We start from the raw sequence: 12940 nt of genomic DNA, 5'->3' as shown, positions 1-12940 counted from the left end.
TCCGGGCCAAAGTTGAATGCCCCAAAATTACGCCATGTTGCAAAAAGTTGCGGCTTTCGCCGCTTCGGAGTAGACGTATTTTTAGTCCGGTGGCCTGGGGGGCAGGCCTCGAAACGTGGGGAGAAACGCGGGGGAACCTGAGGTATGGAAGCATTCCTGGAGCCGTTCGGCTGCACGTCCATGTGCTCGTTCATCATGGACAGCGTGGCCGACGGCGTGTTCACCATCGATCTGAACTGGAAGATCACCTACTTCAACCGTTCGGCCGAGCTCATCACGGGCGTGTCGGCCGAATCCGCGTTGGGGCGCACCTGCGCCGAGGTGTTCCGCACGCGCGACTGCGAAGGGGCCTGCGTGCTCAAAGCCTGCATCGAGCGGGACCAGCGCATCCTGCACCGCACCATGACCATCCTGCACAAGGACGGCACCCCCATGCAGGTAACCATCAGCGCCGCCCCCCTGAAGGACGACACAGGGCGCATCATCGGCGGGGTGGAAACCTTCCGCGAACTCACCGGCTTCGAGCGCCCCGGCCGCCCCAAGGACGACAGGACCACCCAGGAGTTCTGCACCCGCGACCCGTACCTCTCCGACGTGGTGCGCATCCTGCCGCAGATCGCCGAAAGCGACGCCACAGTGCTTCTGCTGGGCGAATCCGGCACCGGCAAGGAGCTCTTCGCCCGTGCGGTGCACCGGCTCTCAGGGCGCTCCAAGGGGCCCTTCGTGGCCGTGAACTGCGGGGCCCTGCCGGAGCAGCTCATGGAATCCGAGCTGTTCGGCTACAAGGCCGGGGCCTTCACCGACGCCCGCAAGGACAAGCCCGGCCGGTTCGAACTGGCCGAAGGCGGCACCCTGCTGCTCGACGAGATCGGCGACCTGCCCTATTCCCTTCAGGCCAAGATCCTGCGCGTGCTGCAGGAGCGGGTCTACGAGCCGCTGGGCGGCGTGCGCAGCCAGAAGGCCAACGTGCGCGTGGTGGCCTCCACCAACCGTGACCTGGCCAGGATGGTGGACGAGGGCCTGTTCAGGGGCGACCTCTACTATCGGCTCAACGTTGTGCAGTTCAAGCTGCCGCCCCTGCGGGAGCGCAGCCAGGACATCCCGCTGCTGGTGGAGCACTTCCTGCGGCTGCGGCGCGGCTCCACGCCGGGCAAGCAGATCAGCGGGGTGACCCCGGAGGTCATGCGCATCCTGACCCGCTACGACTACCCCGGCAACATCCGCGAACTGGAGAACATCATCGAATACGCCTGCATCCTCTGCCCGGGCGGGCTGATCGAGGCCGGGCACCTGCCCAGGCACCTGCGCCCGGCTGCTCCCGCCAACAACGGGGGGGATCTGCCCATGAGCATGGTGGAGATACGCCTCCAGGCCGCGCAGCGGGCCGTTCGCCGCAACCAGGGCAACCGCAATGCGGCCTGCCGTGAGCTTGGAATCACCAAGGACACCCTGCGCAGGATTCTTCGGAGCACCGGCGAGGACGAAGAATAAGTCCACAGAGGGTGGAAGGACGAATTATTCGTCTTTTCCCGCAGGGTGCCCCGTTTGGCTACCGGACGGCGAAGTGTGTCGTGGCGCCTCCAGGCGCTGCAGGTCATGCCCAAGCCTCCACGAGGGCATCCCGTTCTCATGTGAAGCTCCCGCTGGCGCGCGGTTCACCCCTGGTCCGTCATGTTGTGAGCCATCCACCTCCCGCCACTGATGTTTCGGCCGCCTCCAGCCATTCCACGACATGCTTGGTCCGTGCGCCGCCGAAACTCCGTCTGTCGCCAAACCCCACGGGAGAGGCGGTTTAAAGCCGTGAGCCGCGCAGGCTGTGTAAAGACAAATGGCTGCTGTCAGGGCATGTTGCCCCGCAGGGCATGACAGCGCGGGAGGCTTGTCATGTTAATGGTTGCAATTGGGTTGAATTGCTTTACAGTGTTGCAGCGTTTAGGACGGCGGACCGTCTGGAGCCAGCGGGTCTTCCGTGTATTCCTTTTGAGTGTTTACATTCGATATAAATTTCTTTAGGAATTCGGGAAAGGAAGAACGCCATGAATCTTGTTGAAAAGGTCAGGCAGGGCATCTCCCGGATGGCGCGCGAGCATGGCGGCCCCTCCAACCTTGCGGAGAAATCCGGGGTGGGTCAGCCCAACATCTCCAAGTTCCTTTCCGGCAAGGCCGTTCCCAGGTTCGATACGGTCGCGCGCATCCTCGAGACTCTGGGGGCGCGCATCCTTTTCCCCGACGAGGAGCGCGACACCACCAAGCCCGTGGTCTTCGTGTCCGCCAGGCGCTCCGGCGGGGCCGTTGACGGGGGCGTCCAGCCCGACCCGGAGAACTACATGGCCATCCCCCTGGCTCAGGGGCAGGTGGCCGCGGGCGCCGGCCTGATCCCCGAGGACGCCGTGCGCGGCTGGGTGCTGGCCATGAAGGACCAGTCTTCCATCCGCTACCGCACCAACCTGGTGGCCCTGGAGATCGGGCGCGGGCAGGAGTCCATGGTGCCCACCCTGCATCCGCTGGACATCGTCCTGGTGGACCGCGACGATTTCCGCCCCGAGCCTGACGGCTCCATCTTCCTGGTGCGGGAGCCCGGGCCGGACTCCGAGGTCTCGGTCAAGCGCGTCTATACCAGCCGCCGCGACGGGCAGACGCTCGTCACCTTCATCTCGGACAATCCGGACAAACGCTCCTTCCCACCCAGGGTCTACAACCTCGACGCCGACTACCAGGGCGATCTGCGGCGCGCCATCGTCGGCCGCGTGGTCTGGGCCTGGTCGGACATGACCCGCAAATAGCCCCGGGCCTCGCGCCCGCCATCCGCCCGCCGGCGACCTCGCTGCCCGGGCGCTCGAACGCGCGTTCGGCTCCGGGAGCAGCTTCGTACCGGCCGGTGCCCGCACTCCTGTGGCGTACGGGCGGCCGGGCAAATCCCGAGTGTTCCTCTCAGGCCGGCCAGCGGCCACGTTTTCCCGTCGTATACCGTCCTTCCCACTGGTTTTCGAGCATGTTCCGGAGCCGAGCATGCCCTTGACGCCTGATCGCTCCCCGTCTGCCCGTCGCCATGAGGTTGGCTCCGCCCCATGCCGGTACGGCAAGCGGTTGGCTGGCGAGGCAAGGCATGCAGTGTTTTTGTAAAAGCGTAGGGCGTAGCCGTACCCTCTGGCTGTCATTGCGCTGGGAGCCGGTTCTTTCGATCACTCTATGCGTTCAGTGCGTGCCGGATCAGCTGCCGCCGTCTTCGTTGCGTCAACGAGGCCGGGGATATCTTCGCGCTAAGAACCGGCCTGGGGTTCAGTACCGCAAAAAGCATGGCCGATTGCTGTTTGTCAGATTCTGCTATGAGTTGGGACTTAAAAATTCATTTTGCGTAAAAATGTTCCAGCGAAATAGGCTTGCTGAGCGTTAACAGCTCAGAGTTTCAGCGTATTCATATAATTCGCTCCAGCTTGACAAAAATTCGTTTACGAATAGATTTGGTCACGCGTCGAGTGCGAAAGAATGTGGCAGACGCGGCGAGGCAAGTACCGGAAGACCCGAAGCGCCATGCGCTCCAAGGCCCAATAACGAGGGCTAGGCAGGGGGGAGGGAAGTCCGCAAGCTGGCGGCCGCATGTTCGCAAAAGGCGTATGGCGTCCTACAATACAGGACTGCCCGAAGCCGGTGAGGGCGTACGCACCCGGCCCCCCGCCCTCCACGGGGGCAGCAGGCGACACGCTTCATAACCCAGGCCGGGACGGAAATGTGCCAGGGTCCGTCCCGGCCTTCCCAGCAAGGCCCGGCAGGCATTCCGGCCGCCGTGCCGAAGTATCCGAGAGGTGGCCGAGATGCAGCGCCGGTGCGCGAATTGTTCGAACTGGGACACCCGGGACAGCCTGGTGGGATTCTGCCAGGAGATCACGGAGCACCTGCGCCTGGACGCGGCGCTGCTGGTCCACGGCCTGGCGACGTGCAGGACATCCGCCACGGGCTGGTGTCTGCGCTTCGGACTCTCGGGGGAGGCCAGGGCCGAGTCCGAGGCCGAATCCCGGCATCAGCGGGAGCTGCGCGGCGCGGCCGGGCAGGACTTTCCGGCAAGCCTGAGGCGTTGAAGGACTGCCGTGCCAGTTCGGGCAGTCCCGCTACGGCGAATGCGGGAGCATGCCGCATGGCGGGGTCGGATGTGCAAGTCGTGGCGCTGCGCCACTGGTTGCAAGCGGTAAACAGTGCGGCGTTTGGAGCGCCGGGGAGACAAGCGCATGTGGTGCCCCAAGTGCGGCATGGATACGCGGGTTGTGGAGACCGAAAAGCTCAACAAGACGGTGTGCAGGGTGCGCTGGTGCCGCAACGGCGCCTGCAGGCACCTGTTCCAGACCCACGAGGTGGTCGCCTCGGGCCGCCCGCGCGGGGAGGCGGCCAAGCCGGGCGTGGTCACCGTGGTCGTGGCGGAAGGCAACGCCGCTTGAAGTGTATGATCCTGGTGGGGTAGCATATCGCGGCGGATTGCATCGGCGGGAGATTCCCTGATAAAATGCAATCCGGTTGTCTGGTCAGGGCGAAGGACGATCCCGGCATGCAGTCCCGGCAGCCGGTGATGTAAGTTTCAAGGATCCAGCGTGTACGACGCCCGCAGAAACATGGTCCAAGAGCCAGCAGGGGCGCAGTCCTCAAAGGAAGCCGAGAATCCGGAAACAACAGCGCCCCCGGAACCTGCGGTTCGGGGGGCGATGCTGCGGGTGGTGGTGTAAATGCGGGTTAAACGGCTTTCTTGCGCTTTTCCCAGAGCTTCATGTCCTTCATTTTGGTGCGGCGCTCGCGCTGCAGGGACTTGCTCACCAGGGGGGTGCCCTTCTTGTAGCCGTACTTGGCCCTGTAGTCGTCGGCGGTCAGGCCGTGGGTGCCAAGATGCTTCTTGGTGAGGATCTTGAAGGTCTTTCCGCATTCCAGGCAGGTGACGGATTTTTCCTTGATGGCCTTTTTGGGGTCGCTCACAGGTGCTGCGCCTTCTTCAACAACGACGACGCCCTCACTGATGCCGCGGATGCCTTCGGAAACCTTCTTGACCATGGAGGTGATTTCCTCCTCGGTCATGTTGCGGACGCTCGCTTGCGCTTTGACGATTTCAAGCGCTTCCTTAAGATAATCATCCATAGTGTGGCTCCTCACAATCACGGGTGGTGTCCTCGACCAGTATACGAAACTGCAGCTTGATGTAAATATCGGAAATGCACTTTTTCTTGTGATCAAAAAAAATGCACCGGGCCGCACGCCATGTTGCAGCGGCCGCAGGAAGTGGGTCTGGAAGCTCCCGAAGGGTTGGAGCAAAGCGCCCGGGAATTGGAGGGCAAGCCCCGGCGAACTGAGGGATGGTCCGAAATGTGGAACGCAACGTCCGCGGGCGATGCGTCCCGGATGCGGCGTGTTGCGTCCGCCCGCCCGGCTTTGACAAAGACGCCCCGCCCGGGCAAATGTAGCGCCGATATATCGGGGAGGAGAGCATGTTCACCGGCTTGGTTCAAGGTATGGGGAAGGTGGAGTCGCTTCAGGCGCGCGGGGGCCAGATGCGGCTGACCATCAGGGCGTTGTTCGAACTTGCGGACATCGTGCTTGGCGAGTCCATTGCGGTCAACGGCGCATGCCTCACCGTGGAGAGCGGGGGCAGCAACGCCTTCACCGCTTACGCCTCCGCCGAGACCCTGGACAAGACCAGCCTGGGCGGCCTGGGCGCGGGGTCGCTGGTGAACCTGGAGCGGGCCCTGGCCCTTGGCGACCGCCTGGGCGGGCACCTGGTCAGCGGCCACGTGGACTGCCTGGCCACCGTGCGCGCGGTTGAACCGGCGGGCGAATCCCGCCGCATCACCATGGACTTCCCCGAGGAGTTCGGCCCCCTGGTGGTGGAGAAGGGCTCCGTGGCCCTGGACGGCGTGAGCCTCACCGTGAACGCCTGCGGGAAGGACTGGCTCAGCGTGAACATCATCCCCGCCACCCAGGGGGAGACCACGATCAACTCCTGGGCTCCCGGGCGCGCCGTGAACATGGAGACCGACATCATCGGCAAGTACGTGGCCAGGATGCTGGGCCCTTACCCGGGCGCGGCCAAACCCTCGCGCATCACCGAGGATTTCCTGAGGCAGCACGGATTTTAACCCAGGCCGGGTCCGGCCTCCCGGGCGTCTTGCCCTTTTAGCCGCTCTGCACTACGAGGACGTGTTCCGGCGACGCTCACCAGCCCGCCGTCAGGAGGACTCCCATGCCCCTTTGCACCACCGAAGAAGCCATCGAGGAGATCCGCCAGGGTAACATGATCATCCTGGTGGACGACGAGGACCGCGAGAACGAAGGCGATCTGACCATCGCCGCCGAAAAGGTCACTCCCGAGATAATCAATTTCATGGCCGTTCACGGCCGCGGGCTCATCTGCCTGCCCATGTCGCCCGAGTGGACCGACAAGCTCAAGCTCCCCATGATGACGAACCAGAACCAGTCCCAGTTCGGCACCGGGTTCACCGTCTCCATCGAGGCGCGCAAGGGCGTCACCACCGGCATATCGGCCTTCGACCGCGCCACCACCATCCTCACCGCCGTTGCCGACGACGTGGTCGCCGAGGACGTGGTCTCCCCCGGCCACATCTTCCCCCTGCGCTCCAAGGCCGGGGGCGTGCTCGTGCGCGCCGGGCAGACCGAGGGCAGCGTGGACCTGGCCAAGCTGGCCGGGCTCAAGCCCTGCGCCGTCATTTGCGAGATCATGCGCGAGGACGGCAACATGGCCCGCATGCCGGACCTGATCGAGTTCGCCAAGACGCACGGCCTCAAGATCGCCTCCATCGCCGACCTCATCCGCTACCGCATGCGTTTCGGAAACCTCTCGGTGAACAAGGTGGCCGAGGCCGACCTGCCCACCTGCTACGGCTCGGGCTTCAAGGTCATCGCCTTCGAGACCGACGACAAGGAGAACCCCAAGACCCACGTGGCCGTGGTCAAGGGGGACATCAAGCCCGGCGAGCCCACCCTGGTGCGCGTGCACTCCGAGTGCCTCACCGGCGACGTGCTGGGCTCCATGCGCTGCGACTGCGGCGGCCAGCTGCACCAGGCCCTGCGCATGATCGAGCGCGAGGGCAAGGGCGTGCTGCTCTACATGCGCCAGGAGGGCCGTGGCATCGGCCTGGCCAACAAGATCAAGGCCTACGCCCTGCAGGACAAGGGCTACGACACCGTCGAAGCCAACCAGAAGCTGGGCTTCAAGGCCGACCTGCGCGACTACGGCATCGGCGCGCAGATGCTGGTGGCCCTGGGCGTCACCAAGATGCGCCTGATGACCAACAACCCCAAGAAGATCATCGGGCTGCAGGGCTACGGGCTGGAAGTGGTGGACCGCGTGCCCATCGAGATGAACGCCTGCGAGCAGAACCTGGACTACCTGCTCACCAAGAAAGAAAAAATGGGCCACATGCTCAACCTCTCCACCGAGAACAAGTAAGGAGCCGCAGCCATGCCGCACATCCGCACCATTGAAGGCCAGATGAACGCCTCGGGCCTTTCCTTCGCCATCCTGGCCGCCCGTTTCAACGACACCATCGTGGACCGCCTGGTTGGCGGCGCCATCGACTACCTCGCGCGCCACGGCGCCTCCCGCGAGGAGATCACCCTGGTGCGCGTCCCCGGCGCCTTCGAGATGCCCCTGGCCGCCAAGAAGCTGGCCGCCTCCGGCAAGTACAGCGCCGTGATCTGCCTGGGCGCGGTGATCCGGGGCCACACCCCCCACTTCGACTTCGTGGCCGGCGAATGCACCAAGGGCCTGGCCATGATCTCCCTGGAGACCGGCGTGCCCGTGGGCTTCGGCCTGCTGACCACCGACAACCTGGAGCAGGCCATCGAGCGCGCGGGCACCAAGGCCGGCAACAAGGGCGTCGAGGCCGCCGCCGCCGCGCTGGAGCTGGTCCGCGTTCTGGAGCAGTGCTAGTGTCAGGACCGCAGACCCCCAGGCGCAAGGCCAGGCGCCGCGCCTTCCAGATCCTCTACGGTTTCGCCTTCGAGCCCCCGGTCAACGAGCGCGCCCTGCTCAAGGCCGTCAAGGAGGCCCCCAGGGACGAGAACGTGCCCGAATCCGGCGACGAATACGTGCTGGAGCTCTGCCGCGGCGTCTGGACCCGCCACGAGGAGCTGGACCGCGTCATCGGGCAGCACTCCCAGAACTGGAAGCTGGAGCGCATCGGCAAGGTGGAGCTCACCGTGCTGCGCCTGGCCCTCTATGAAATCATGAACGTGGAGGACATCCCCTTGCGGGTGGCCCTCAACGAGGCCGTGGAGCTCTCCAAGGAGTTCGGGGACGACAACTCCCCGGGCTTCGTCAACGGCATCCTGGACGCCGTGGCCAAGGCCGTGGACCAGGGCCGCTTCGACGTGAAGAAAGACCTCTCACGAAGCAGGGAAGACAGCTGAGATGAAACGCTACGAACCCCTTTCCATCGAAGCCAAGTGGCAGCAGCGCTGGACCGAAGGCCGCCACTTCCACGTGGAGGCGGATCCCTCCAAGCCCAAGTACTACGTGCTGGAGATGTTCCCCTATCCGTCCGGGCGCATCCACATGGGCCATGTGCGCGTCTACACCATCGGCGACGTGGTGGCGCGCATCAAGCGCATGGCGGGGTTCAACGTGCTCCATCCCATGGGCTGGGACGCCTTCGGCCTGCCCGCCGAGAACGCGGCCATCAAGAACAACCTCCACCCCGCCAAGTGGACCTACGAGAACATCGCCAACATGCGCGCCCAGCTCCAGAAGATGGGCTACTCCCTGGACTGGGAGCGCGAGCTGGCCACCTGCGACCCCAGCTACTACCGCTGGGAGCAGCTCATGTTCCTCAAGTTCCTGGAAAAGGGCCTCGTCTATCGCAAGAACTCCCCCCAGAACTGGTGCCCGGACTGCCACACCGTGCTGGCCAACGAGCAGGTGGAGGAGGGCAAGTGCTGGCGCTGCGACTCCGAGGTCGAACAGAAGGACCTGGAGCAGTGGTTCCTGCGCATCACGGACTACGCCGAGGAGCTGCTCACCGACCTGGACACCCTGTCCGGGGCCTGGCCCGAGCGCGTGCTGACCATGCAGCGCAACTGGATCGGCAAGTCCGTGGGCTGCGAGATCGACTTCCCCCTGGAGGACGGCTCCGGCAGCGTGCGCGTGTTCACCACCCGGCAGGACACCCTCTGGGGCGCCACCTTCATGTCGCTGGCCGCCGAGCACCCGCTGGCCCAGAAGCTCATCGCGGGCAAGCCCCAGCAGGCCCAGGCCGAGGCCTTCATCGAGAAGATCCGCAACCTGGACCGCATCAAGCGCCAGGCCGACGACCTGGAGAAAGAGGGCGTGTTCACCGGCAGCTACTGCCTGAACCCGGTCACCGGCGCGAAAATGCCCATCTACCTGGCCAACTTCGTGCTCATGGGTTACGGCACCGGCGCGGTCATGGCCGTGCCCGCCCACGACCAGCGAGACTTCGAGTTCGCCAGGAAGTACGACCTGCCCCTCAAGGTGGTCATCACCCCGCCGGGCGAGACCCTGGACGCCGCTGCCCTTGACGAGGCCTTCACCACGCCCGGCGTGCTGGTTGATTCCGGCGAGTTCAGCGGCAAGCGCAGCGACGAGGCCAAGATCGCCATCGCCGACTGGCTGGAGTCCAAGGGCCTGGGCACGCGCGCCGTGAATTACCGCCTGCGCGACTGGAACATCTCCCGCCAGCGTTACTGGGGCGCGCCCATCCCGGTGGTCTACTGCGAGAAGTGCGGCATGACCCCGGTGAATGAGTCCGACCTGCCGGTGCTCCTGCCCCTGGACGCCCAGGTGCGCCCCGACGGCCGCTCGCCCCTGGCCGACACCCCGGGATTCGTCAACGCCGTGTGCCCCACCTGCGGCGGCCCTGCCCGGCGCGAAACCGACACCCTGGACACCTTCGTGGAGTCCAGTTGGTATTTCCTGCGCTACTGCTGCCCCAAGCTGGACACCGAGCCCTTCGACAAGGCCGCCGTGTCCTACTGGTCCCCGGTGGACCAGTACGTGGGCGGCATCGAGCACGCCATCCTGCACCTGCTCTACGCGCGCTTCTGGGTGAAGGCCCTGCGCGACCTGGGCTTCATCGAGCACTCCGAGCCCTTCGCCAACCTGCTCACCCAGGGCATGGTCATCAAGGACGGGGCCAAGATGTCCAAGTCCAAGGGCAACGTGGTGGACCCGGACGTGATGGTGGCCAAGTACGGCGCGGACACCGTGCGCGTGTTCATGCTCTTCGCGGCCCCCCCCGAGAAGGACCTGGAATGGTCCGACACGGGCATCGAGGGCGCGGCGCGCTTCCTCTCGCGCACCTGGCGCCTGGCCACCGAGGAGTTCGCCGGGCTGGTGCGCCCCACCGGCCCCTGCCTGGCCCTGGACCCCGCCGCCCTCTCCCCCCTCGCCAAGGACATGCGCCGCCGCGAACACGCCATGATCGCCAAGGTGGTCAAGGACGTGGAGGGCCAGTTCCAGTTCAACACGGCCATCGCCTCCATCATGGAGTTCGTGAACTTCCTGTTCGCCAACGCCGAGGAGCTGCGCCGCGAGGGCGGCGACGCCCTGTCCTCGGCGGTGAACTCGCTGATCACCGCGCTCTCCCCCATGGCGCCGCACATCTGCGAGGAGCTGTGGGAGATGCTCGGACACAAGACCCTGCTGGCCCAGACCCCCTGGCCCGCCCACGACCCCGCCGCCCTGGCCACGGACACCGTGACCGTGGTGGTTCAGGTCTGCGGCAAGCTGCGCGGCAAGATCGACGTGGCCACCGACGCGGACGAAGAGTCCGTGAAGGCCCAGGCCCTGGCCGAGGAGAACGTGGCGCGCCACATCGAAGGCAAGACGGTGCGCAAGATCATCGTGGTGCCGGGCAAGCTGGTGAACATCGTCGCCAATTAACGCGGGATGCGATTCCCGGGGAGGCCAGCCTCCCCGGACCCCTCCGCCAGGGGGATGATCCCCCTGGACCCCGCAATAGCTTCGCATTCGTGGGCGTACGGCTTGCGGTCTTATAAAATACTCTAAAGCCCGGGAAGGCGTAGCCTTCCCGGGCTTTATTCGTAGTAATGGGGCCTGAGAACGCGCCATCCGCCTCCCTGGGCGCGAAGCCGATGCGGGGTCCGGGGGGATCATCCCCCCGGCGGGGTGCGGGGCGGCGCCCCGCTCTTCCTCCGTCTCCCTCGCCGCCCCTTCCAGCCAGTCCCGATGACGCTTCCCCGGTCCGTCCGCCGTATCAGCGCTCCCGCGTGTTCACGCCATCCCGCAGCCCATCCCCGGGCGCAGGGTATACCCGGGCCACTGGCTGACAGGGCCCGGGCCTGGTGCTATGTTGCGGCAACAAACCAGATTGCGCGAATGCCCCGTGCCTCCTGCCGGGAGGGGGTGCGGTCACCTGAGTAGGGGGAGCCGATGGCAGCCAGAGTCCTGTTCGTGGACGACGACCAGCAGATCCTCAACACCTTCCGCCTGACCCTGCGCAGGCAATTCGACGTGCACACCGCCCTGGGCCCGGAGGAGGCCCTGCGCATGGCGGCCGAGGAGGGCCCTTTCGCGGTGGTTGTCTCCGACTTCAAGATGCCGCGCATGAACGGCATCAAGCTGCTCTCGCTCATCGGGGAGAGCTCACCCAACACGGTGCGCGTGATGCTCACCGGCTACGCCGACGTGGACTCGGCCATCGCGGCCATCAACGAGGGGCACGTCTTCCGCTTCCTGACCAAGCCCTGCTCAACCGAAGTCCTGATCCGCACCCTGGACGCCTGCGTGGAGCAGCACAGGCTGGTGACCGCCGAAAAGGAGCTGCTGCGCGGCACGCTGCGCGGCTCCATCAAGATACTCACCGAGATACTCTCCCTGGTGAACCCGGAGGCCTTCGGCCGCGGCGAGCGCATCAAGCGCACCGTCACCGAGACCGTGGCGGAGCTGGGCCTGAGCGGGGCCTGGAAGTACGAACTGGCGGCCATGCTCTCGCAGATCGGGTGCGTGTCCATCCCGGAAGACATCCTGCACCGCAAGTACGCGGGCGAGAAGCTGAGCCCCGAGGAGCAGCAGATCTACGACATGCGCATAAGCATTGCCGTGAGCCTGGTTTCGAACATCCCGCGCATGGAGGAGGTGAGCCAGATCATCGCCTGCCAGACCAGCGGGCTCTGCCAGGAGCGGACCCCCCCGCTTGGGGCCAGGCTGCTCAAACTGGCCCAGGACTTCGACGACCTGCTCCAGCGCGGCATGGCCCGCGACGAGGCTGCGGCGGAGCTTTCCAAAGGGAGGCAGGCTTACGGAGAGGACGTGTTCCTGGCCTTCGAGCGCACCGTGCTGCGCCAGGAAGGGTACGAACTGCTCCAGGTGCCGCTTTCGGGGCTGGAGCCGGGCATGATCCTCGCGCAGGACGCGCGCACGCCGGAAGGTGTGCTGGTGCTGGCCAAAGGACTGGAGCTGAGCGGCTACATGCTGGGGAGGCTGACGAGCCTTTCCAGGACGCGGTCCATTCAGGAGCCGGTCAACGTTCTGGTGCCCCGGCGCGGCAAAGAATAGAGGGGCAGACCCGGCCCGGAAGGCGAGAAAGCCGGGAGCCGCGACGCGCACTGGCGTCCGCTCCCGGTTCTTTAGAGCGTGGAAAGGCGGGGCGCACCCCGGCGGGCAGGCGCGTCCGGGTTAGGGCGATCAGTTCAGCCAGGGCTCGAAGAGTTTGTGAACCTCTCTCATCTCCGCCTCCATCTCCGCGAAGGAGGGTTTCTGCACCGGGTGGCGGGTGATGATGGTCTGGCGCACCGTCATGGCGAATTCGTCCCAGCGGGCGATGCCGTAGATCTCGGACAGCAGGAAGAATGCCTCTTTGCGGATTTCGGGGTCTGTCAGGTCCCTCCTTTCTCCCGCGAAGAAACCCTTCACTTTATCGATCCATTCCATATGGAACCTCCAGGGTTGCGCGTTGGGTGTGATAGC

At 65.3% G+C, this 12940-nt stretch carries 12 protein-coding genes; 10 read left to right on the top strand and 2 right to left on the bottom strand.

Annotated features, from left to right (window positions below):
- Positions 1 to 144: 144 nt before the first annotated feature.
- From MLE18_RS10920 to MLE18_RS10905, 4 genes are all read left to right on the top strand, one after another.
- Positions 145 to 1491: a sigma-54 interaction domain-containing protein gene (locus MLE18_RS10920; protein ID WP_243438836.1), complete on the top strand. Its 1347-nt coding sequence runs from the start codon at positions 145 to 147 to the stop codon at positions 1489 to 1491.
- Positions 1492 to 2036: 545 nt separating this feature from the next.
- Entirely contained in the window at positions 2037 to 2783 is a 747-nt protein-coding gene (locus MLE18_RS10915; protein ID WP_243438835.1) for an XRE family transcriptional regulator, read from the top strand.
- A gap of 1029 nt (positions 2784 to 3812) precedes the next feature.
- On the top strand, positions 3813 to 4076 hold the full coding sequence (locus MLE18_RS10910; RefSeq protein WP_243438834.1) for a hypothetical protein: 264 nt from the start codon (positions 3813 to 3815) through the stop codon (positions 4074 to 4076).
- Between the two features lie 147 nt (positions 4077 to 4223).
- The gene (locus MLE18_RS10905; RefSeq protein WP_243438833.1) at positions 4224 to 4430 is read left to right on the top strand and encodes a hypothetical protein; all 207 of its coding nucleotides are present in this window, start codon (positions 4224 to 4226) and stop codon (positions 4428 to 4430) included.
- 289 nt (positions 4431 to 4719) lie between these two features.
- Here the strand turns inward: MLE18_RS10905 and MLE18_RS10900 are convergent, their stop codons facing one another.
- Positions 4720 to 5115 carry a Ros/MucR family transcriptional regulator gene (locus MLE18_RS10900; RefSeq protein WP_243438832.1) on the bottom strand — a complete coding sequence of 132 codons (396 nt, stop codon included), beginning with the start codon at positions 5113 to 5115 and terminating at the stop codon, positions 4720 to 4722.
- 347 nt (positions 5116 to 5462) lie between these two features.
- Between MLE18_RS10900 and MLE18_RS10895 the strand changes: the two genes are divergently transcribed.
- From MLE18_RS10895 to MLE18_RS10870, 6 genes are all read left to right on the top strand, one after another.
- On the top strand, positions 5463 to 6110 hold the full coding sequence (locus MLE18_RS10895) for a riboflavin synthase (protein ID WP_243438831.1): 648 nt from the start codon (positions 5463 to 5465) through the stop codon (positions 6108 to 6110).
- Between the two features lie 104 nt (positions 6111 to 6214).
- Entirely contained in the window at positions 6215 to 7441 is a 1227-nt protein-coding gene (locus tag MLE18_RS10890) for a bifunctional 3,4-dihydroxy-2-butanone-4-phosphate synthase/GTP cyclohydrolase II (RefSeq protein WP_243438830.1), read from the top strand.
- A gap of 12 nt (positions 7442 to 7453) precedes the next feature.
- Positions 7454 to 7924, top strand: coding sequence for a 6,7-dimethyl-8-ribityllumazine synthase (gene ribH, locus MLE18_RS10885; protein WP_243438829.1), 471 nt, complete (start codon positions 7454 to 7456; stop codon positions 7922 to 7924).
- Positions 7924 to 8403 (top strand): transcription antitermination factor NusB, encoded by a 480-nt coding sequence (nusB, locus tag MLE18_RS10880; protein WP_243438828.1) that lies wholly within the window; start codon positions 7924 to 7926, stop codon positions 8401 to 8403. The genes ribH and nusB overlap by 1 nt, the downstream gene beginning before the upstream one ends.
- A 1-nt stretch (position 8404) precedes the next feature.
- Positions 8405 to 10894 (top strand): leucine--tRNA ligase, encoded by a 2490-nt coding sequence (leuS, locus tag MLE18_RS10875; protein WP_243438827.1) that lies wholly within the window; start codon positions 8405 to 8407, stop codon positions 10892 to 10894.
- Between the two features lie 510 nt (positions 10895 to 11404).
- Positions 11405 to 12529 (top strand): HD domain-containing phosphohydrolase, encoded by a 1125-nt coding sequence (locus MLE18_RS10870; protein ID WP_243438826.1) that lies wholly within the window; start codon positions 11405 to 11407, stop codon positions 12527 to 12529.
- Positions 12530 to 12658: 129 nt separating this feature from the next.
- Here MLE18_RS10870 and MLE18_RS10865 read toward each other — a convergent pair whose 3' ends face one another.
- Positions 12659 to 12904 (bottom strand): hypothetical protein, encoded by a 246-nt coding sequence (locus MLE18_RS10865; RefSeq protein WP_243438825.1) that lies wholly within the window; start codon positions 12902 to 12904, stop codon positions 12659 to 12661.
- Positions 12905 to 12940 lie beyond the last annotated feature (36 nt).

Source organism: Fundidesulfovibrio soli, from assembly GCF_022808695.1.
Lineage (GTDB): Bacteria > Desulfobacterota > Desulfovibrionia > Desulfovibrionales > Desulfovibrionaceae > Fundidesulfovibrio > Fundidesulfovibrio soli.
Note: the sequence above shows the minus strand (reverse complement) of the source record. Positions and strands in the feature narration are given on the sequence as shown.